Origin of the sequence: Kibdelosporangium persicum (assembly GCF_013280595.1) — a bacterium.
Lineage (GTDB): Bacteria > Actinomycetota > Actinomycetes > Mycobacteriales > Pseudonocardiaceae > Kibdelosporangium > Kibdelosporangium persicum.
In genome coordinates, this window is the sequence record NZ_JAAATY010000035.1 from 14,700 (window position 1) to 34,858 (window position 20,159).

12 protein-coding genes are annotated in these 20,159 nt (G+C 68.5%); 6 read left to right on the forward strand and 6 right to left on the reverse strand.

The genetic code is table 11. The features are described from left to right. Window positions 1–4: 4 nt before the first annotated feature. Window positions 5–3,925, forward strand: a complete 3,921-nt coding sequence (locus GC106_RS39430; protein ID WP_173141165.1) for an nSTAND1 domain-containing NTPase — start codon at window positions 5–7, stop codon at window positions 3,923–3,925. Between the two features lie 164 nt (window positions 3,926–4,089). Here GC106_RS39430 and GC106_RS39435 read toward each other — a convergent pair whose 3' ends face one another. The 4 genes from GC106_RS39435 to GC106_RS39455 form a co-directional block, all read right to left on the reverse strand. Next, window positions 4,090–4,389 carry an Atu4866 domain-containing protein gene (locus GC106_RS39435; RefSeq protein ID WP_376777813.1) on the reverse strand — a complete coding sequence of 100 codons (300 nt, stop codon included), beginning with the start codon at window positions 4,387–4,389 and terminating at the stop codon, window positions 4,090–4,092. Window positions 4,390–4,510: 121 nt separating this feature from the next. Beyond that, window positions 4,511–5,305 carry an SDR family NAD(P)-dependent oxidoreductase gene (locus tag GC106_RS39445; protein ID WP_217281530.1) on the reverse strand — a complete coding sequence of 265 codons (795 nt, stop codon included), beginning with the start codon at window positions 5,303–5,305 and terminating at the stop codon, window positions 4,511–4,513. Between the two features lie 58 nt (window positions 5,306–5,363). Further along, window positions 5,364–6,209 (reverse strand): SDR family NAD(P)-dependent oxidoreductase, encoded by an 846-nt coding sequence (locus GC106_RS39450; protein ID WP_173141167.1) that lies wholly within the window; start codon window positions 6,207–6,209, stop codon window positions 5,364–5,366. A gap of 122 nt (window positions 6,210–6,331) precedes the next feature. Continuing rightward, on the reverse strand, window positions 6,332–7,153 hold the full coding sequence (locus tag GC106_RS39455) for a helix-turn-helix transcriptional regulator (protein ID WP_312873242.1): 822 nt from the start codon (window positions 7,151–7,153) through the stop codon (window positions 6,332–6,334). Window positions 7,154–7,309: 156 nt separating this feature from the next. Between GC106_RS39455 and GC106_RS39460 the strand changes: the two genes are divergently transcribed. Both GC106_RS39460 and GC106_RS39465 read left to right on the forward strand, forming a co-directional pair. Beyond that, entirely contained in the window at window positions 7,310–8,134 is an 825-nt protein-coding gene (locus GC106_RS39460) for a helix-turn-helix domain-containing protein (protein WP_173141169.1), read from the forward strand. Window positions 8,135–8,198: 64 nt separating this feature from the next. Beyond that, window positions 8,199–8,417, forward strand: a complete 219-nt coding sequence (locus GC106_RS39465) for a hypothetical protein (protein WP_173141171.1) — start codon at window positions 8,199–8,201, stop codon at window positions 8,415–8,417. 52 nt (window positions 8,418–8,469) lie between these two features. Here GC106_RS39465 and GC106_RS39470 read toward each other — a convergent pair whose 3' ends face one another. Beyond that, window positions 8,470–11,610 carry a DEAD/DEAH box helicase gene (locus GC106_RS39470; protein WP_173141173.1) on the reverse strand — a complete coding sequence of 1,047 codons (3,141 nt, stop codon included), beginning with the start codon at window positions 11,608–11,610 and terminating at the stop codon, window positions 8,470–8,472. Further along, entirely contained in the window at window positions 11,607–12,776 is a 1,170-nt protein-coding gene (locus GC106_RS39475) for an SEFIR domain-containing protein (RefSeq protein WP_173141175.1), read from the reverse strand. The genes GC106_RS39470 and GC106_RS39475 overlap by 4 nt, the downstream gene beginning before the upstream one ends. 270 nt (window positions 12,777–13,046) lie before the next feature. Here GC106_RS39475 and GC106_RS39480 point away from each other — a divergent pair, with 270 nt between their 5' ends. The 3 genes from GC106_RS39480 to GC106_RS39490 are packed head-to-tail and all read left to right on the forward strand — an operon-like array spanning window position 13,047 to window position 20,010. Beyond that, a complete protein-coding gene (locus GC106_RS39480) occupies window positions 13,047–14,201 on the forward strand; it encodes a restriction endonuclease-related protein (RefSeq protein WP_217281536.1) in 1,155 nt (384 codons plus the stop codon). After that, window positions 14,198–17,413 carry a hypothetical protein gene (locus tag GC106_RS39485; RefSeq protein ID WP_217281531.1) on the forward strand — a complete coding sequence of 1,072 codons (3,216 nt, stop codon included), beginning with the start codon at window positions 14,198–14,200 and terminating at the stop codon, window positions 17,411–17,413. Before GC106_RS39480 ends, GC106_RS39485 begins: the two co-directional genes overlap by 4 nt. Next, window positions 17,410–20,010, forward strand: coding sequence for an RNaseH domain-containing protein (locus GC106_RS39490; protein ID WP_173141177.1), 2,601 nt, complete (start codon window positions 17,410–17,412; stop codon window positions 20,008–20,010). Before GC106_RS39485 ends, GC106_RS39490 begins: the two co-directional genes overlap by 4 nt. The last annotated feature ends 149 nt before the right edge of the window (window positions 20,011–20,159 follow it).

Sequence of the window (20,159 nt, forward strand, 5' to 3'; positions counted from 1 at the left end):
GGGGTTGACCGAACACGACCGCGAGGCCCGTGAGCTGTTCACCGACCGGTTCACCCTTCTGCTGGCGATCGCCGGTGACCCACCGCTGCGTCGGGTCGCGCACTGGGCGGCGAGTTCACGCGTGACGGACGACCGGCTCCAGCCGGTCGTCGTCCCCGCGCAGCGCATCAGCGATTGGCGGCGCGGTCGCAATGTTCCGGCTCGGTTCCGACAACTGGCCGCCGTGCTGGTGCCGTTGATCCGGAAAGCCTCCTCAGCCACGCCGCAGCCTCCGGTGGACGGCTTGTACGACATGCGCGCGTGGGAAGACTGGTGGAAAGCGGCCGCGTCGAGCCGGGCGAAGACGCAGGACCGCGAAACCGGCTCGTCGTCGGACACGCCGGAAGACCCACTGTGCCCCTACCGCGGTCTGGCTTCGTTCCGGCCGGAGGATTCCGGCTGGTTCTTCGGCAGGGGGAAGGCCACGGCGGAACTGACGGCACGGCTGGAGCAGGGCGCGGACACCGGCGGGATCGTGATGGTCATCGGTGCCTCCGGTGTCGGCAAGTCCTCGTTGCTGCAAGCCGGTCTGGCCTCCGCCGCGGCCGACGACTGGCATGTCACCACCGTGGTGCCGGGCGCGGAGCCGCTGGCGGAGCTGACTCGCCGGATCCCCGAACTTCGGGGCGTCGTCTCCCCGGAGGCGCACGAAGCCGGGCTCACCTCGGCAGTGCGCGCCGCGGCCGTCGAACACGTGCGGCGAGCGGGGGAAGGCGCCGCGCGGGTGGTGCTGATCATGGACCAGTTCGAGGAGGTCTTCACCGCGTGCGATGACGAGGACGAGGTGCGGACCTTCGTCCAGGTGCTGCACGCCCTCTCCGAGAGCGGCGTCGTGCTGGTCGTCCTGGGCGTTCGCGCCGACTTCTACGAGCATTGCCTGGACCACCCCGAACTCGCGGAAGCACTGCAGAACCGGTCGATGGCGCTGGGGCCCATGACGGTGTCGGAACTGCGTGACGCGATCACCCTGCCCGCCAGGAAGGTCGGCCTGAAGATGGAGCAGGGCCTGGTCGATCTCCTGCTCCAGGATCTCGGCGTGAGCGGGGGACGACGCCAGGCCACCTACACCGCGGGCGCGTTGCCCTTGCTGTCCCACGCGCTGCTGGCCACGTGGCAACGCAGACAGGGCGGCAAACTGACCATCGCCGGATATCGCGCCACCGGCGGTATCCGGGGCGCGATCGCGACGACCGCGGAGCGGGCCTGGGCCGAACTGGCCGACACCGAGCGCGCGGCGGCGCGCTCCGTGCTCCTCCGGTTGGTGCACGTGGGTTCGGACACCAATGACACCCGCAGACGCGCCACCAGGGACGAACTCGTGGAGATCTCCCCGGAACGGGCGACACGTGTCCTGGAGGTCCTGACACGCTCGCGACTCGTCACGCTGGACTCGGGATCCGTCGAGATCACCCACGAAGCGCTGCTCCGGGCCTGGCCACGGCTGCGCGAGTGGATCGACCAGGACAGGGAAGGCAACCTGGTACGCCAGCGCATCGAGAGCGATGCGCGAAGCTGGGACGTCCAGGGACGCGACGTGTCATCGCTGTACCGGGGCGCACGGCTGGAAAGCTCGGTGCAGTGGGCGGGATCGGTGGAACTCACCCGCACCGCCCGGGACTTCCTGGCCGCGTCGACCAAGCACCGGCTCAGGAACACGTGGCGGGTGCGCGCCGCGGTGGCTGCTGTCTGCGTGTTCGCGCTGATCGCGGCGACCGCGGCGGTCGTGGCTTTCAACCAGCGCAACGACGCCGAGTTCCGCCAGCTCGTCGCCGAGGCCGACCGGCTGCGGGCAACGGACCCCTCGCTCGCCGCACAGCTCGACCTGGTGGCCCACCGCCTGCGCCCGGATGACGAACAGGTCCGGTCAAGGCTCGTGGCCGGGCAGAACACCCCTCTCTCGACACCGCTGAAAGGCCACACCGGGGACGTCTACCAGACCTCGTTCAGCCCCGACGGCCGGCTGCTCGCGACCGCGAGCCAGGACCACACGGTCCGGTTATGGGACGTGCAGGACAGGAGCCGCCCCCGTCCGCTCGGTGCGCCGCTCACGGGCCACAGCAGCTGGGTGTCGACAGCGGTTTTCAGCCCGGACGGGCGCACACTGGTCACCGCGGGCGACGACGAGACCCTGAGGCTGTGGGACGTCTCCGACCCCCGGAACCCCGAGCCGCTCGGCGCACCCGTCGACGGCCGGGGCGGCACGATCTACCAGGTCGCTTTCAGCGCCGACGGGAACACCTTCGCCGCCGCGAACGAGGACGCGACAGTCCGCCTGTGGGACGTCCGCGACCGCGGCAACCCGGCACCGGCCGGCGAACCGCTCACCGGAGCCTCGGGCCCGGTGCGGACGGTGGCCTTCAGCCCCGACTCCGCGAAGGTCGTCGCCGGGAGCAATGACGGGACAGTGCGATCGTGGACCCTCGGCGAACCGGGCCGGCCGGTGTCGCCCGGATGGGCGGTCCAGGCCCACAGCGCGACGGTTCACTCCGTCGCGTTCAGCCCGGACGGGCGCCTGGTCGCCAGCGGCGGGGACAAGGTGGTGCGGCTGTGGCGGGTGGGGAACGACCAGGCGCTTGAAGAAGTCGGCCAAGCCCTCGTGGGCCACACCGCGTCAGTGTGGCAGGTGGTCTTCAGCCCCGACGGGCGGCAGCTCGCCAGCGTGGCGTCGGACGGCAACGCGCGGTTGTGGAACGTCTCGGAACCCACGCAAGCGAGCCAGATCGGACAGCCGCTCACAGCACACGGCGGTGGCGCCTTCTCGATCGGGTTCAGCCCCGACGGCCGGTCGCTGGCCACCGGCACCGCCGACAACACCGTCCGGTTGTGGTCGTTGCCACCGGGTGTGCTGGTCGGGCACCACTCCGCCGTGAACGCACTCGGGTTCAGCCTCGACGGCCGGGTGCTGGCCAGCGGCTCGTCCGACAAGACGGTCAGGTTGTGGGACATGTCGGACCCACGGCTGCCGAAACCGTCCGGCGGTCCGATCACCGCCCACACCAGTTACGTCAGCCACCTCGCGATCGACCTGCGCGGACGCACCTTGGTGACGGTGTCCGGCGACCGGACCACGAGGCTGTGGGACGTCGCCGGCCCGGGACACCCGGCGGCGCTGGGTTCACTCCCCGGGGAGATCCGCTATGGCGGCGCGGTCGCCTTCCACCCAGGGGGCGACCTCCTCGCCACGGGAAACGACGACTACTCGACCGTGCTCTGGGACATGTCCGACCGGGCGAACCCACGACCGCTCCAGCCCGTCCTGGACGGGCACACGGACTACGTCCGGAAGATCGCGTTCAGCGGGGACGGAAGTCTTCTCGCCACGGCGAGTGCGGACAAGACCGTCCAGCTCTGGCGTGTCACACCTACGGGAGCCGAACGCGCGCAGACGATCCGCGGTCACACCGACGGCGTGCTGTCGGTGGCGTTCAGCCCGGACGGCGCCGTGCTGGCGACGGCTTCCGACGACAGGACCGTCCAGTTGTGGGACGTCCGGGACTTGGACCGCGTCGTACGGCTCGGCACACCGTTGGGAGGACACCAGGCCTCCGTGACATCGGTGGCGTTCACCGCGGACGGACGCACGCTCGCGACCGGAAGTGCCGACGGGGCGATCCGCCTGTGGGACGTGAGCGAGCCAAGCAGCCCAGATCCGCTCGGCGACCCGTTCACCACCACGAGCGAAGCGGACGTCCAGGTCGCCTTCGACCCCGTTGATCACCAGCTGGCCACGGGATCAGGCGACGGAGTCGTTCGCTTGTGGGACTTGGACCACGCATACGCCGTGGACCGCATCTGCTCCACGACGAGGGCGGTTCTGGACGCGGAGTTGTGGGAGCAGTACGTTCCCCAGTTCGCCTACGACCCACCGTGTCCGGTCGACGGGTAGCTGTCGGTCGCTGTGCTTGCTGGAACAGGCCTGGGTGCTCGTGCAGGAGAACAGGGCGGACACCGCTGGCGCCAATGACAGTACTTGGGATGCGCCGGGCGGATGTCCATTTGAGACCCGTTGTGCCGGGCCGGAAACACCGATCTGCGAACAGTCCCGGACGGCTATCGCTCGCGGTAGAGCACGAGGTGTTCGTGGTAGAGGACTCCGTCGCGGACGTCACCGGTAGCGGTGAAGCCCAGGTCGTCGACGTAGTCGATGTGGGTGCCGGTGACGGTGTAGCGGCCGGTGTAGGCGCGTTTGCGGCCGTCACGTTCTTCCTCGTATCGGCCGGTGGGCAGGAGTTCCTGGCGAATACGGCCGTCGGCGGTGACCCACATGCCGAGGTACGGGTGTGTGCTGGCGGGTGATGGCCCGGTTTTCCGGCCGTTGTCAGCAGGGCGGTGGTCGGCGCAGGCGGCCAGGGTGCCGGTTATCGCGAGGAGGGAGAGCAGGGTTCTGATCACGGTTCTGGTCCTGTCGGTGAAGGATGCGCGGTTCACGGACCGTGCTGGTTCTTCTTGGGCTGCTTGACCTCGTACTGGGTCAGCGGCGGGTGAGTCGGTAGCCGGCGTGGTGTAGTTCGCCGTCGCGGAACTCTCCGTACGCCCAGAAGCCGAGGTCGTCGAGGTAGTCGATGCGGGTGCCGTTGACCCAGTAGCGGCCGGTGTAGGCGCTCGGGCGGTCGCCGCGCGCTTCGTCGTAGCGGCCGTCTGGCAACAGGTTCTGTCGCAGGAAGTCGTTCTGGTCCGTGTCGACCATGCCGGGCTCGATGGTGGCCACGCGGACGTTCTGCGGCCCGAGCTCCACGCGCAACAGCCGGGTGAGATGGCTGATGTAGGCCTTGGTTCCGGAGTAGACCGAGAACTTCTCCAGAATCCGGGTGGCCGCGATCGAGGACGTGGTGATCAGGTCCGCCGGTTTTCCCGCCGCCGCGGCGGCGGTCAGATGCGGTACGAAGGCACCGATGACGTTCATCACCCCGGTGATGTTCAGGTCGATCTGCCGTTGCCAGTCGTCCTGGCGCAGGTCGGTGATGGGCGAGATGAGCTGGACGCCGGCGTTGTTGACCACAAGGTCCGCTGTGCCCAGCTGGTCTGCGACCTGCCGCGCGGCGGCGTGTACGGCCTCCCGGCCGGTGACGTCGACCGGAACGGCGACAGCGGTGCCGCCGCCGTTGATGGAAGCCACCAGGGCGTCGAGCTTTTCCTTGCGGCGAGCCAGAACGGCGACCTTCGCGCCGAGTCGCGCCAGGCGCGTGGCGGCGCCGATGCCGCTGGAGGCGCCGGAGATCACGGCCACGCGCCCGGTCAAGGGCGTGCCGGTGAGCAGAGCGGACATGTTCTGGAATCCCTCCTGCGAGTGAGCGTGTGCCCGGGAACGGGCGGGCGAAGCGCGGTCAGACCTGGACGGCGTCCTGGTAGGCGGTGGCGGCGGACTTGTCGCGCCACGGGGCCAGGTCCTGTTCGATCTGTGCCATCTTGACCCGCAGCCGCTCGAGGGTGTCGGGCCCGAGGTACAGGTGGGTGGGCAGCTTGTCCCCGCTGGTGACCTCGCGGATCAGGGCGGCTGCCTTCACCGGGTCTCCGAGCTGGGTGTGGTTGGCCGTGCCGGCCCAGTCGAGGGTGTCGTGCGCGGGTGTGCCGTCGTAGTCGGCGATGCGCTGGGCGGCAAGCGAAAGCGAGCTGGCGTCGAGGAAGTCGGTGCGCAGCACGCCCGGCTCCACCACCATGGACTGGATGCCGAACGGCGCCAGCTCTGCCGACAACGCCTCACTGATCCCGGCCACGGCGAACTTCGACGCGCTGTACATGCTCACGCCCGGTTCGCCCTCGAAGCCCGAGCGCGATCCGATGTGGACGAGTTTGCCCGATCCCTGACGACGCATCAGGGGCAGCACCGCGCGGGTCATGGTGATCAGGCCGAAGACGTTCAGGTCGAACAGCGACCGCGCCTCGGCGTCGGTGATCTCCTCCAGCGCGCCGAGCAGGCCCCGGCCCGCGTTGTTGACCAGCACGTCGATCCGGCCGAACCGGTCGGCGGCGGCCTGTACGGCGGCGGGAACGGCCTCGGCGTCGGTGACGTCCAGCTCGACGGTCAGCGTGTTGGCCGCTGCCTTCAGGTCCTCGGGCACCCGATCCGGATTGCGTACGGCGACAACGACATCGTCGCCATCGTGCAGCGCGGCACGGGCGATCTCCGCACCCAGCCCACGGGACGCTCCGGTGATGAACCAAGTAGCCACGACTGTCTCGCTCCTTCCGGTTGTCCTGCCTGTGTGGCGAGGCCGTCTCGCCACCGGCGAATCCGAGTCTGCCGAGGTGGACGGGCCGGAAGAAGGCCGGAGGTTTCCTGGGAGTGGCGTACCTAGGAAAGCGTCACGCGGGCGCGCAGCCGCTCGAAGGCATGGGCGGTCGGGGACGCCGGCTCGGCCTGGTAGACGACGAGTTGCTGGTGCGGAGCGCCGTTGACGGTGAACGTGGAGAAGAGGATGTGCAAGTCACCCACATCCGGGTGGCGCAGGTGTTTGCCCTCCTGGGTCTTGGGTTTCACCTCGTGGCGGGTCCACAGCTCGGCGAACTCCGGGCTGCCGGCGGACAGTTCGGCTACGACCTCGGCGATGCGCGTGCTGTCGGGATCGTGTCCGTACGCGGCGCGGATCTCAGCCACGCACGAGTGCGCCGCGCGTTCCCATTCCTGGTAGAACTCCCGCCCGGCCGGGTCCAGGAACACCATACGGGCCAGGTTGTCCGCCGAGGCGAAGCCCTCATGCAGCGCGGCGGCCATCCGGTTGCCCGCCAGGATGTCCAGTGCGGGCCCCACCACGAAGGCGGGCGAGGTGGGCCAGCTGTCCATCAGTTGAAGCAGTTGAGCACTGACCGGCAGGCCGTCCGTGTGGCGCCACACCCTGGCCTCCGATGGCTGAACCAGCAGCCACAGGTGCTCGGTGGCCGCGGCGTCAAGCCGCAGGGCTCGCGCCACGGCATCGACGACCTGCGGCGAAGGGCTGGACTCGCGGCCCTGCTCCAGGCGCATGTAGTAGTCGCTGCTCATGCCTGCCAGAACCGCGACCTCCTCGCGACGCAGGCCTTTGACCCGGCGCCGGCCCTGCTCGGGCAGTCCCACGTCCTGCGGCCGGAGCGCTTCGCGCCGGGCACGCAGGAAGTCGCCCAGAGGCGTACCACTCACTTCGCACCCCCGCCGGCTGTACGGATGATCACGCTCGTTCCTTCCGCTGTGCGTCGTCGACGTCGTGAAGTTGCCCCACGGACGGCATTCCTAACCAGTTGGCTGGGTGTGACGCGGCCAGGCTGGAAGCCTGTCACGTCTCCTAACCTCGACCGCATGGACGGTGAGCGCAACACCGCGCTGGGCGAGTTCCTGCGCGCCCGCCGTGCTCTGGTGCGGCCGGAGCAGGTCGGGCTGAGCGTCGACGGCCGCCGCCGAGTCCCTGGTCTGCGCCGCGACGAGGTCGCGTGGCTGGCCGGACTGAGCGCGGGCTACTACGCCCGGCTGGAACAGGGGCACGAACGTCCGACCCGCCGGACCGTGGAGAGCTTGAAGCGGGCACTGTGCCTGGACGAGAGCGGCTCGACGGAACTGCACCGACTGGCCCGGCCCACCGTCGGCCGGCGGTCACGTGAGCAGGCCGGCCGGGTCAGCTCCACTGTCCTGGCCCTGCTCAACGACTGGACCTCGGCGCCCGCCTACGTCCTCGACTGGAGCCACGACGTCCTCGCCCGCAACGCGCTCGCGGCCGCGCTGCACAGCCGTTTCGTCCACAGCGACAACCTGCTCCGCATGATCTTCCTCGACCCCGCCGGCCGGGAGTTCTTCCGCGACTGGGCCAGCACGGCCCGCGCCGCCATCCGGGACCTGCGGCAGGCCACCGCCCACCCCGGGGCCGACGAGCGCGGACTGCGGGAACTGATCGGTGAACTGTCCATAGCCAGCCCGGAGTTCCGCCGGCTGTGGGCCGGACGTGAGCCCCGCGGCACGATCGCCTACGGCAGCCACTTCTTCCACCCCGCCGTCGGCGAGTTGTGCCTGCGCACGGAAGTTTTCCCGATCACCAGTGCGCCAGGCCAGCGACTGGTCGCCCAGCCGGCCGAACCCCGGTCCCGCTCGGCCGACTCGCTGGCCATGCTGGGCGTGACCGGCTCGGGGTGAGCCAACGGGTTCACCGATAGCCTCGGCGAAGTGCTCGAATTTCGACCTTGAGCCGTACGCCGCCGTGGACGCGGATCGATACGTGCGCCGGACGTTCTGCAGCTGGGAACGGTTCGGCTGGCGTTCGCTGCTCGTCCAGCGGTGCGAGCATGTCTTCCCGGACGAGGAGATGGCCGTCGGCCGGGTCGGGTGCCCGTACGACCCAGCCACGCTGTTCACAGCGTTTGTTCAGCCGCATTGGCCGGCCGACGAGGTGACGGCCGTGGAAACTGATGGCTCCTGACGCGATGCGCTGACGCAGGAGGCGATGATCGCTGGTCTGCTGCTGGCGCGGGTCAGTCCTCCGGTAGATCCATCAGGTCGTCGAGAGCGGGTTGGTTCGCCTCGGCCAGCGCCGCTTTGGCCGCTGCACGCAGGGTGGCGGCCAAAGGCTCGTCGTCGTTCGTGCAGTGAAGCAACTGCGCTGCGTCTGCGGTGGCGACGGCTGCGGGGTCGCGGAGCGCTGCTTGGTCAAGGCGCAGGTAGACCTCGCGTTCGACAGGGTTGTCCACGTGCCGGGCGATGGGGACCAGTCCTTTGATGATCCCTAGCGCGAGTTGCCAGGGAAGGGCTTCGGCGAGGTCGTCGAGGTCAGCTTCCGGGTGCAGGTGGCGGGCGATGTCGACGACTGCCCGGATGACGTCGGCGGTGCGTTGCGCCGCATACGCGATCGGGCCCGGGTCCCGAATACCCGCCTGCGGCCGCAGATGGAGGGTCAGGGCGGTCTCGATCTTGGAGATCGGTTGGCCCGTTGACCACATCTGACAGGCGAGGGCGCGGCGTACCCGGCCGACGCCGGAACCGTTCTGGCTGCGGGGGCCCAGCAGTGCGGCTGTCACCGCGGGTGCGCACCGCTGCCGGGGCAGTTGCCGGGCGAACTCGTCATATTCGCGGTGCCAGTTGGCGGACGGTTTGGCGAAGCGCACGTCGTCGACCTCGGTGACCAGTTGCGCCGCGCCAAGCAGGGTCATCCTGGTCAACTCGGTGTCCGCCACCGCACTGAGGGTCGCGGCCAACACGCGGGCCGACGCGACACTCAGGCCACTGCGGACCACGATCTCGCCGAGCGAGGTGAGCCGGTGGCCATTGTCGGCGGTGGTCAGGAAACCCTCTTCGCGCAGCGAGTCGACCACCGCCCGCACCGTGTCGGGTGGGAAGGGGGCGGCGGTTCGGGCGGCCTGGCTCTGGAAGGCGCCGAAGGTCCAGCTCAGAAAGTCTGTTGCCCCAGCAGCGTCGGCGCCTTCGGGTTCGTCGGCGAGGCTCCTGAGCACGGTGAGGACCAGACTGTCCCAGTCGAGATCGGCGACGAGCAGCGCGGAGCGTGCGGGTTCGGGTCCGGCGTTCACGTAGTCGCGCCAGATCCGCTGGGCGTCGACACCGCCGTTGGATACGACGATCGCCCGCCCCGGGACGTCCCGGCCCGTGTCGCGCCCGGCCCGGCCTGCCATGTTCTTGTACTCCGAGGAGGTGTAAGGCCTGCCCGATCGCCCGGGGTGTTCCAGCTCGCACACCACGACCGAGTCCGCCGAGAGGTTCACTCCCTGGGCGAGGGTCGTTGTGGCGACCACAACCCGGATTTCTCCCGCTTCGTTGCGAAACCCCTGCACGACCGCCTGCTGCTCGGACTCACGGAGATCGGTGTTGTGGAATGCCACGCCGCCACCGAGGCAGTCGCGCAGCATCTCGCCCACCCGGGACACATCTCCCTTGGGCAGGGCGCCGAGCACAGACTTGGCCGCAGGCAAGCCCAAACGGTCAGCGAGCCGCCGGGCGAAGGCACGGGTACCTGCCCGGCTGGAGCGGAACACAAGGACCCGGTCTCCCTGCTCCACCAACTTGCGGACCAGCCGCTCCACAAGGTCGTCCCCGACGGTCACCCCGGAACGAGGGAGCAGCCGCTGTTCAGCCTCCGTCCCCTGCACATCCTTGCCTCCGTGGGTCCGGTACAGGTAGGTGCCGTCCGGGCTGAGGACGCCTTCCGAGAGCGGGATGGCGCGATCGGTGAACTCCACCAGGGTTGCGCCGAGCCAGGCGGCTAGTTTGTCAGGGTCGCCCAGCACTGCCGAGAGCCCGACGAGCTGCGGAGTGGGCAAGCCCCGGTGGACCGCACGTCGCAAACGGGTGAAGAGCAGTTCCAACCGGGGCCCGCGGTCCGGCAGCAGCAAGGACTGGATCTCGTCGACGATCAGGACCCCAGCGCGTTCCACCAAACCGGGAAGCCCGGACAGCAAACCGATGAAGGTCTCGTAGGTCACCACGGCGATCTGATACGAGCCGGTGATCAGGTCACTCACCTGGTCGCGCAGTCCGCCGGTTGCCCGTACCACCCGGATCCCGAGCGGGTCGTACGCCTTCTGGAATTTCTCGTACTGTTCATTGACCAAGGCGCGGCTCGGCAGCAGGAACACGGCCTTGCGGTTGTGTGCAGCCGCGTGCAGCGCGACAATCTCACCGACAAGAGTCTTTCCGCTCGCGGTCGGCGCGCTGACCAAGACGTCGCAGCCGTTCAGCAGCCCGCCGCGATTGACGGCGGCGACCTGCACGTCGTTGAGCTTGCCGACTCGGTCCCGCCACAGCTCGGCCACCGGCGAGGGGACGCCGTGGGCGACAAGGGACATCAGATCCTTGTTGGCCGGAGGCGGCTGGAAGTGGGCGCCGATCTCCTGGTACTTCGGGCCTGGTGACAGCGGCGGGAAGCGGGTCAGGCTCATCGTCCCCCCGAAAGTGGGGTGCTGCTTGCGGCGCCTCGTCCCGGTCTCCTCGGCGGTGACCCGATCCAGTACGTGCTTCACCAACGACGGCAGGCACACCTTGCCCCGGTTGTCCAGGACGTCGTCGGCGCCCATCAACCCCTGGATGAGGTGGTGGGTCAGAATCCCGTGCTGGTAACGCGGTGACTCGAACGCCTCCTCGTCTGCCGAGGCTGCACCGAGGAAGACCCGTCCCTGACCGCTGATCGAGCGCACAACCTCCCAGGCGTCCGTCTCGTCCGACCGGGCGGTGCTGCCGTCGTCCGGCTCGAAGAACGTCCGCGCCAGCATGCCGCCGGAGAAGCAGCAGTCGAGTACGACGACCAGCAGCCGTGCGCGGATCGCCCGAACCAGTGCGACCAACTTGGTCAGCGGCAGCGCCGTCTCAGCGAAACGCCCGGGTACAGCGTCGTGGGTCGCCAGTTCCCGCGACGGCGTCCCGTGGCCGGAGAAGGTGATGACGACGAAGTCGTCGTCACCGCTGGTCTCGGCGATGCGGCCGAGTTCGGCGGTCACTCTGGCCGTGGTGGCCTCTTCGTTCTGGACGAGAACGCAGTCACCGCGCACGTTGTCGGAGAACAGCGCGTGGAGCACTCGCGCGTCGCGTCCCGCGAAGTTCAGGCGCCGGAAGGCGGGGTCATGGTAGTTGTCGATTCCGATGAAGAGTCCATGGAAGGTGCCGCTCACCGCTGACCCCACCCCTGCCAGGGCTGGGTCGCCCGGATCGTCTTGAGCAGGTATTCGATCTCGGTCCTGGTAAGCGCCTCGACGATGTAGTGGTCCATGGTGGCCGGGTGCAGGAACATCGGGATGTCGTCGGTCGAACAACCCGGCAAGACGATGGGAAGGAGGTAGCTTCGCCATTCCGGGTGCTTCTGAAGCAGGTTTCTGATCACCCCGAGTTCACTGCGGATGCCCGGGTGACCGGTGGACTCGTAGGTTCCTTCGCCGACTGCCTTGCACGTCGGCGAGGCGATGACGGCAACGAAGTCCGCTTCCCGGATCTCACGCAGTGCCCAGTGGTCCCACTCCGTGCGGGGTCCCTCTTGGTCTTTGTCGATTCTTGGGTCCAAGCCGCTTTCGCGCAGGAGGTCGGCGAAATCCCGGACCTTTTTCTTATGCGTCTCGTCCTCGTGCGCATAGCAGATGAAGACCCGGGGTGATGGTCGGGGAAGGCCGACTCCCGAACCGCCACGCTTTTCGGCCTCGACAAGAGGTGATCGGGTGGACTCGGTCAGCGAGATGCTGAACTCCGTCGACTTCGGCACTGGGTGGAAGTCGTCTCCGTCGGCGAGCCGCGGTTCGAAGCGCGCGGTCAGCCGGAATTTCTGCTCAGTTCGCCCTCCGGGCGTGAGCAGCACGATCCACGCCGAATAGGAGCCGGGACGGACCCCGGTTCTGCCCGGAGCGACGTGCAGCCACCGGATCGAGTCGCCAGAGGCGCCGTAAACGTGAACCGGGCCGTCGGTCGGCGGGATGTGGACCAGAGCGGCGCTGTTGTCGACCGGGACGAACTCCAGGTTGCGGCTGAGCGCGTAGGAAGTGGCGGGTTGGGGTTCAGTGGCTCCGCGGGGCACCGCGGCGACGACCGTTGAGTCGCGGTCTGCCAACGGGAAGCCGATCTCGAACCAGCGCATGACCGGGGCACCGGGGTCGATGCGCAGGTCGTAGTTGATCTTTACAAGGTGTGCGGCCTTACCGGGAAACGCCGCGTGCACCCCGGCTACGGGGTGCACGTGCCAGCGACTGAGACGCAGGGCGCCGAAGACCACCTCCTCCGGCCCTGTGTCGATCCGCCGCCCACTGTTGTCCACAAGGGTCAATGGGACACCGATGCCGTCTTCCGGCCGCATGCCCGCTCCTTTCTGATCGGCGAGATGTGGGCGACAGATTAGACACATGAATCGCAGTGCTCGGGCATCGGGGGAGCGGTGTCATACATGTGTCACAGAATTGACGATATCGGCAAGGGCAAATGAATTTGCTCGACCGGTTACACCTGTGGTTTGCTGCGTGCCGCAGGGTCCCAGTTGCACCGGCTGTCGTTCTTTCGGTGGCCGGGGCACGTATTCGTCTCGGTCGGCATTGTTCACCGACAGGTCCCTGGGAAGGTTGCATTCGTGATGGAAACTCTGGACGAAACAGTTCCGCTGGACCGTTCTGCGGACGACCAACGGCGCGCTCAGGCCATTACTGCGTGTTGTCTCGCGGCGGCTGTGCTCGGCGACCCGGATTTGCCTGGGGACCGGCGTGCCCGCGCGCTGATGAGCTGTCTTGGAGTGCTCACCGCCGCGCACCCCATCGGCGAGGCTCCGCCCATGGCTCGCTTCCGCGCGGGACTGCGCGGGCCGTTGGGCAACCTGCTGCCCCGCGACGTGGACACCACTGGGATCGCAGGACTGGAACTGCTCGACAAACAGGGCCGCTTCACCGACGAGGCGGAGGATCTGTGCAGAGAGTTCCTGATGCCCTCCGCCGCGCTGGAAGAGCACTGGCCATGGGAACGGGTCGCTGCGGAGCAGGAGGAGCGACGGGTCTACGAAGTGCTGCGCAGGCTCCCGGAGGCGCAATATGCGCATTTGCGCGCCCAGCTAGTCGATCGGCCCGTCGACGACCTCCGTGCCTTGCGGCGCATCTGGGACACCCTGTTGCCGCAGTTCTACGAACCGGTCGCAGGCTGGTCGTGGCAGCAGGTGCGTGGATGGTTCTTCCAATGCCCGGACTGCGGGTGGCCGATGCGCGTGCTCGGCAGCGGGCCGGTCGTGGACGTCCGGTGCGAAGCGCACGCTCGCCGCGGCGTGGCCTACACCTGCCGGGTCGACGCCCGTACGGACGGTGCTCCAGAACTGCGGCCCGTGGGCGAGCGCGCTGTGCCCGTGGCGGCGCAGCCCGCCACCAGGGAGTCGATGGCGGTGTCCCGCATCGTCTGGCGATATGTGACGTTGCCAGGTCTGTTGGAGTGCAGGCTGCGTGATCATGCACGGAGACTTGGGGCGGAGGTGACGATGTGGCCACACCAGGACCGCTACGACCTCAAGATCGAGTTTGGCGCGCAGGTGTGGCGAGTGGACGCCAAGGCGTGGGCATCCCCGGTCGCGTTGGGTGAGGCATTGCGCAGCGCCCGTCCCGCTGCCCCGGATCTGATGATCGTCGTCCCGGACCACCAGCGTTCGAGTTTGGAATTGCTGCGGCACATGATCGGCGGCCGTGGGTACCGGGTCGAGACGGCCAAGGACCTCATGGCCGAGTTGACCAAGATCGCGGCGGTGATGGCGTGACTGTCCCGACCGCTCCCACCGGAATCGCGACCCAGATCGCCTGTGCCCTCGCCGAGGAGTTCTTCGGGTTCCCCGACCCCGACGGCCGCACAGCTGTGCCGCTGGACGCCGCGGCACTGGTCGCCGCGGGCAGGCTGGATCTGTGGCGGGGCTGGGCCAAGCAAACCGCGGCCACTAGGCGGCTGGTGGGCCGGTTCCTGCGGGTGCGGCCGAACGAGATCGGGGCGCATCGCCGGTTCACTGAGATGGCCCGTGCGTTGCGCGCGGACACCGACAGCCCGTACGGAGTTCCCGAAGACGTGCCTGACGACGAGGTCGTGGCGGTCGTGGCCCGGCACGGGCAGCGGCCGCTCGACCTCGTCAGGCGCCTGCTCGACGAAGCCGAGGTCAAGTATGTGCAGGGCAGGCGCCCACTACCCGTCGCAGGGCCGGGCAGGTGGAGCTTCGGGTGGCGTGGACAGTCCGTTGTGGACCTTTCACCCGCTGTGAAGGGTGGCGTCGTGGACCCGATTGTCCTCGACACCACCCCTCCCGTTGCGGAAGTGACCGTCAAGCCGGAGGAGCTACGGCGGCTGGCCGACGAGATCGCAACGCGCCGCGGTGAGAGACCATGGCAGGCCCGGGTCCTCCACGAGTTGTTCGCCGGACTGCGCACCGACAATGACGTCCCGGTGCACGAGCTCCTGCTGCGGCCAGGCGGAATCCGCCTGCTCAACGCTCCGACCGGGGTCGGCAAGTCCGTCCTCATCAGACTGCTCGCACTGCATCTGGCCCGATCTGGTGTCCCCGTCGCGATCGTGGTCGGCACCGTCCACGAAGCCATGGAGACCGCCGACAAGATCTCCAGCGACCTGCAGACTCTGGACTTGCCCCGTCGCTGCACCGCGCTGGTCTCACCCAGGCGCCTTGCGGAGAAAGCGGCACAGGCGGCCGACCGAGGGCAGTGGGCCAGGTTCGACACTTTGGCCTACGGCTGTGCTCTCTCGGCGTTGGTGGTCGACGGGCCGCAACCCGTCGCCCCGGACGAGCCGTGCACTGGATTGCGGCCCATGGTTGAGCAGCCAGGTGTTGAGGAGAAGCGACAGCCCGCGCCTCGGCACGCCTGCCCGTATCTGGGAGTGTGCGGCCGCCACCAGGGTCTGCGAGATGCGGCGGCCGCCGACATCATCGTCACCAACCACCACAACCTCGTCCACGGCACGGTTCCGGTGCCCGTTCGGGTCGACGGGGTCGAGCTGAACCGGCTGCCGGTCCAGGAGTTTCTCCTGCGCCGGTGTGCGGTGCTGCTGGCCGACGAAGTCGACCTGCTGCAGAGCAACATGTTCGACGCGGGCGCCCGCCAGCTCAAGCTCGCGGCCAGCGGTACGGTGGCCGAGCTGCCCCTGGTCCGGTTGGACACCGAGCGGACCATGCTGCTTCCGGCCGAGGACCGCGCGGTCGTGCCGCCGCTGACGCGCACCCGGTTCCTGGCCGACCAGTTCCTCAACTACGTCCTGGAGGGCGACCTGTGGCTGGGGGACGCACGCCCGGCTGCTCATGGTCCGCGCAAATCGTCCTCCGGAAGCGCGGACTCGGGCTGGCACCTGCCTGGCTCCCGCGACCGGATGCTGCTCAAGCACCTATTCGAACTCGACGACAGCACTGAGAACGCCCAGGACGTGGCGGTGCCGGCCGAGGTCTACCAGCAGTTCAACGCGCTGTTCCCGGACATCGGCGGGACCGGTGGCGCGGACCTGCCGGAGTGGCTTCGCGAGGTCGCCGACCTTCTGGCGTCGGCGGTCAGCAACGACAGCGGCCAAGACCACATCCGGGAAGTCCGGCACCGTCTCCATGAGGTACTCGAACCGCACGTGGCAGAGGCGAAAGACCGTCGGGATGTGGTCAACGCGCTGCTGGTCCGTACATGGCTCGGCGCACTGCACCAGGCGTTGACCCGCCTCACCTTCGCGGTCGCCGCGCCGGGGACGGAGATGCCGGCCGCGCGTGTGCTCGCCGAGCAGTTGGGGACCGTGGCCCAGCATCAGGCGATCCCGTACGGCCCTCTGGGGTATCTGCTGTTCGGGTTCCGCGTCGACAGAGTCGAAGATCCCCGGCTTGGCGGGACCCTGTCCGTACAGGCCGTCGGAGGCGACCCGCACACCACGGTCGCCCAATTGGGTGGCACGGTCGCACTGGCCGCAGCTGGAGTGGAACGCGTGGTGCTGGGCCTGTCGGCCACCGCGTACTTCCCCGGCGCCGGGCGCGAGCACATCCGGGCGTGCGTCACCTATGCAATGACCGACGCCAAGCCAGGGACGTTCTCCACGCGGGCAGGCGAGGCACTGGATGAGCAGTACCAGACCATCCACATCGGCGGCCGGGCAGAAGCCGGGAAGGACGCGGCGATCCGCGCGCTCGGCGCGTCGCTGTGGGACCAGCACATCGATGCGCACCTGCGGACGCTGGCAGCGACCGAACCGGACCGCGAACTGTGCATGCTGGTCGGCAACTCCTATCGGCACGCCGTCCTGCTTGCGGCCGGAATCGCGAGCAGGACAGCAGACCCGGGCTGGGTGGCGGTTGTTGTCCCCCGGCACGGCTCTCCGTCACCGGTCGTGCTGCCCGCCGAGGTCGTCACGGTGACGATCGACGAGCTGGAGTCGCTGCCACACAAGCACCCTGGGGTCAAGGTGTGCATCGCGCCGCTGAGCCTGGTGGCCCGAGGCCTCAACATCCTGGTGCCTGGCGACCAGCGCTCGGCACTGGCGTCGGTGTGGGTCTGCGTGCGCCCGCCCGCCCAGGTCACCGACTCCGCAGAGATGTTCGCCAGCGTCAACGCGTACGCGCTGGGCAAGAACGAGCCGAGCGTTGACCCGGTGGCGGTGTGGGTCGAGCAGCGCAAGCGCGCGTTCTTCCGGCTCTTCCACATCCTCACCAGCGACCCGCGTTTCAGCAGGCTCAGCCGAGCGCTCAAGGCCGAGGCAGTCGCCGGGATGCTCGTCGAGATGATCCAGTTGGCGGGCCGGGCGCGGCGAGGTGGCACTCCGGTGCAGCTGTTCCTGGCGGACGGAGCGTTCCATGATCCGAAGCACGGCACCGACATCCCGGGCTTGCTCCGCTATTACTACGCGAACCTCAGCCCTGTCGAACAACGCGAACTGCGCCGCATCTACGGCTCGACGCTCGTGTCCTGGTTGGACTTCGCGGGCATCGGCGACGAGGAGGACCGGTGACCGCCGGCAACAAGGAACTGCCCCTACTGGCCTTCCCGTTGACGGAAGTGCTGCACGGGTCAGCGCACATCCATCAACTCCCTGACCGCGTCGACGAAGTGTGGATGCGGCTACGCGGCCGTTACCGGGAAAGAGTGCGCTGGAACGTCAACCTCCCGTACTCGGGTCTGGCGACTGCACTGCGCGCCTACAGCGGCGCCTGCGTGAACCTGTTTCCTGCCAGCAAGCACGAGGCGCCGCGACGGCTGGTATCCAGCAAGCCCCTCGACCGGCGTGACGTCCGTGACGCCGTGATGCTATGGGAGCAGGCCGTGCTCGGTGTACCCGACGAGGAGATCACCTTCGGCTACGCGAGCGAGTTGGCGGATCTGGTCGCTGACAACCTGGTCGGCGAGCGAGTGTCGCTCGCCGACCAGGTACGCCATGTCGGTGATCAGCCCGACGCGCCGAACTGGGTCTACGACGCCGCCACTTGGCAGGTCGCCCGCAAGCTGGCGGGCAACGTGTGGCGGGTCGATGGTCGTGAGGTGTCGCTGCGGGCCGATACCGACGGCAACTTGCTGGTCTGGGACCCGGATGCGTTGTGGTCCGGCGTGTGGAAGGCGGATGGCGACCGCTGCTACGCCGCGCTTCGGATCCGCCTGCTGATGAAGACGCTGCCGGGCATGAGGACTCCGGTCGTGGTGCTCGACCCGTCGGTGGCGCGGTTGAGCCGGTGGCTCAACGGTGCCCGCACCGCCTGGCTGGCGCCGCGCCGCAACGAGGACCCGCTGCTCCGCCTTGCCGTGGAAGGCCGGAACCGCGTTGGCAGGATCGAGACGACGAGCCGTATCGCGCTGTCGGTTTCGCACAGGCTCCGCGGGGAGAACCTGCTCGAACCAGGTGACCTTGACCTCACCGGGCCGCCAGGCCGATTGCGAGCGCTGGTGCGCAAGTCCGTGCGATTTCCGGTCGGTCGCGGCGTGGGCATGTACACCGTGCGCGAACTGAGCCGCCACGCCGCGGAAGTGCTCGAAGTGCCGAACGTGACAGCCCGCGAGGTGAAAGGACACCGGTTCTCCGTCCAGGCCAAGCGGATCGTCGCGGCGGGCCGAGACGTCGATCTACTCGACGAGAGCGGATTGCCTGCGGTCATCAAGGCCTCTGGCGGCGAGCGGCTACGTGTCCTGGTCCTTTATGGCACTCAGCGCACCCGTGCCCGGGTGCAGCGGCTGCTCGCTCATCACTTCGCCCGGACCGACCTCGCAGAGGGCATCCAGGAGGACACTCTGGTCCAGGTCGGGGCGCACGTGGAGGTCGTGTTCCACCACGCGGCGCGGTTACTGGCCCACGGTGAACACCGGCAGCGGCCGGGGGAGCTGGATCAGGTCCGGCATCTCGCCGCGCCGGACGGGACGCGGGTCCTGGTGCTGTGCGAGACCGAGTACGACGGCCGGACGCCGGAGGGGGATGCGAAGCCTGTGGTCAACCGGCTGCTCGCCGAGCGCGGCGCACTGGCCCAGTTCCTCGCGACAGCACCGGAGACCAAGGCAGTGGCGGACCCCGCGAAGGACCACGCGGGCAACAACGCGGTGGCCGACCTGCTGCGAGCTGCTGGTCTGGTCCACCCAAGAATGACCAGTGCGCTGTCTTCGGGCAGCCTCGGGATGACAGAGCCGGTCGCGTACGTCGGACTGCACGTCCGGGCTCAGCGTGGGGAGGCGTGGATCAAGGGTGAGCCGAAGCTGAGTTGGTCGTTGGTCGCCATGGTCCCGGACGGCGAGCATTGGCGAATCCTGGCCTACCAGTCCGCGCCGCATCCGAAGATCGGCAAGAGGACCGGGTGGCAGGACTACTTCACCGTGAACACCGCGTTCCGCGCGCTACCGTTGCCTGGCGGCAAGCGCCAGGACGAGAGCCTGCTAGTGGCGATTGACACTGCTCTCGGCCAGTTGCGCCCGCACGTGGCTACCGGGTCGGGGTACGTACTGATGGTCTCCGGTGACAGCTCACGGTCGTTGTGGCCGCTGCTGGCCAACAAGAACCTTGATCTCGAACCAGACTCCGCGGGCCGCGTCGGTGATCGCCGAGCCCTGCCTGGCTGGGACGCGGCTCTCGGACACCGCCCGCGGGCCGTGGTACGAGTGACCTCGGGAACACGCGACCTGCCACGTCCGGTCGAAGTGCGCAGCCCTGACACGGCGGCCGGGAACGGTTGGCGTGTCGGCAAGACGACGCGGTCGCTGTACCAGCTCGCCGATTCCGCGAACACGTGGATTTTGGCCAACATCCCACGCCCGTTCGCCGGCGGCGGGTGGCACAGCCGGGCAGGACTCGACATCGGGCGGTGGTCCGCGGACGCGGAAACAGGCAGGCACACGTGGTATGCCCACACCAGCACTGAGATCGTGGTCGTCGGCGCGAACTCGGACCCGCTGCGTTACGCCGTCGCGGCGGCGCGGCTGTGCGACCACGCGGTGTCCTGGGACGGGCGCACCAGCTACCCCGCACCGGTTCACCTGGCAGCGCTGATGGACCGCAACCATCCCGAGTATCGACGAACCGTGGACTGGGACGACGAAACGGAGTATGAGGAAACCGATGAGACGACGAGCTAGTGGTCGAGCAGATCTGCATGAAACCCCGGCGCCATGCTCGGCAGCGGAGTCGGTCGCGTCCTCGGAAGAGGTCGTCCGCGCCCAACGAACGCCTGACGCATATGAAAGTTTGTGGGCAGATGTTGGTCTGACTGGGCGAAAGGTCGTCT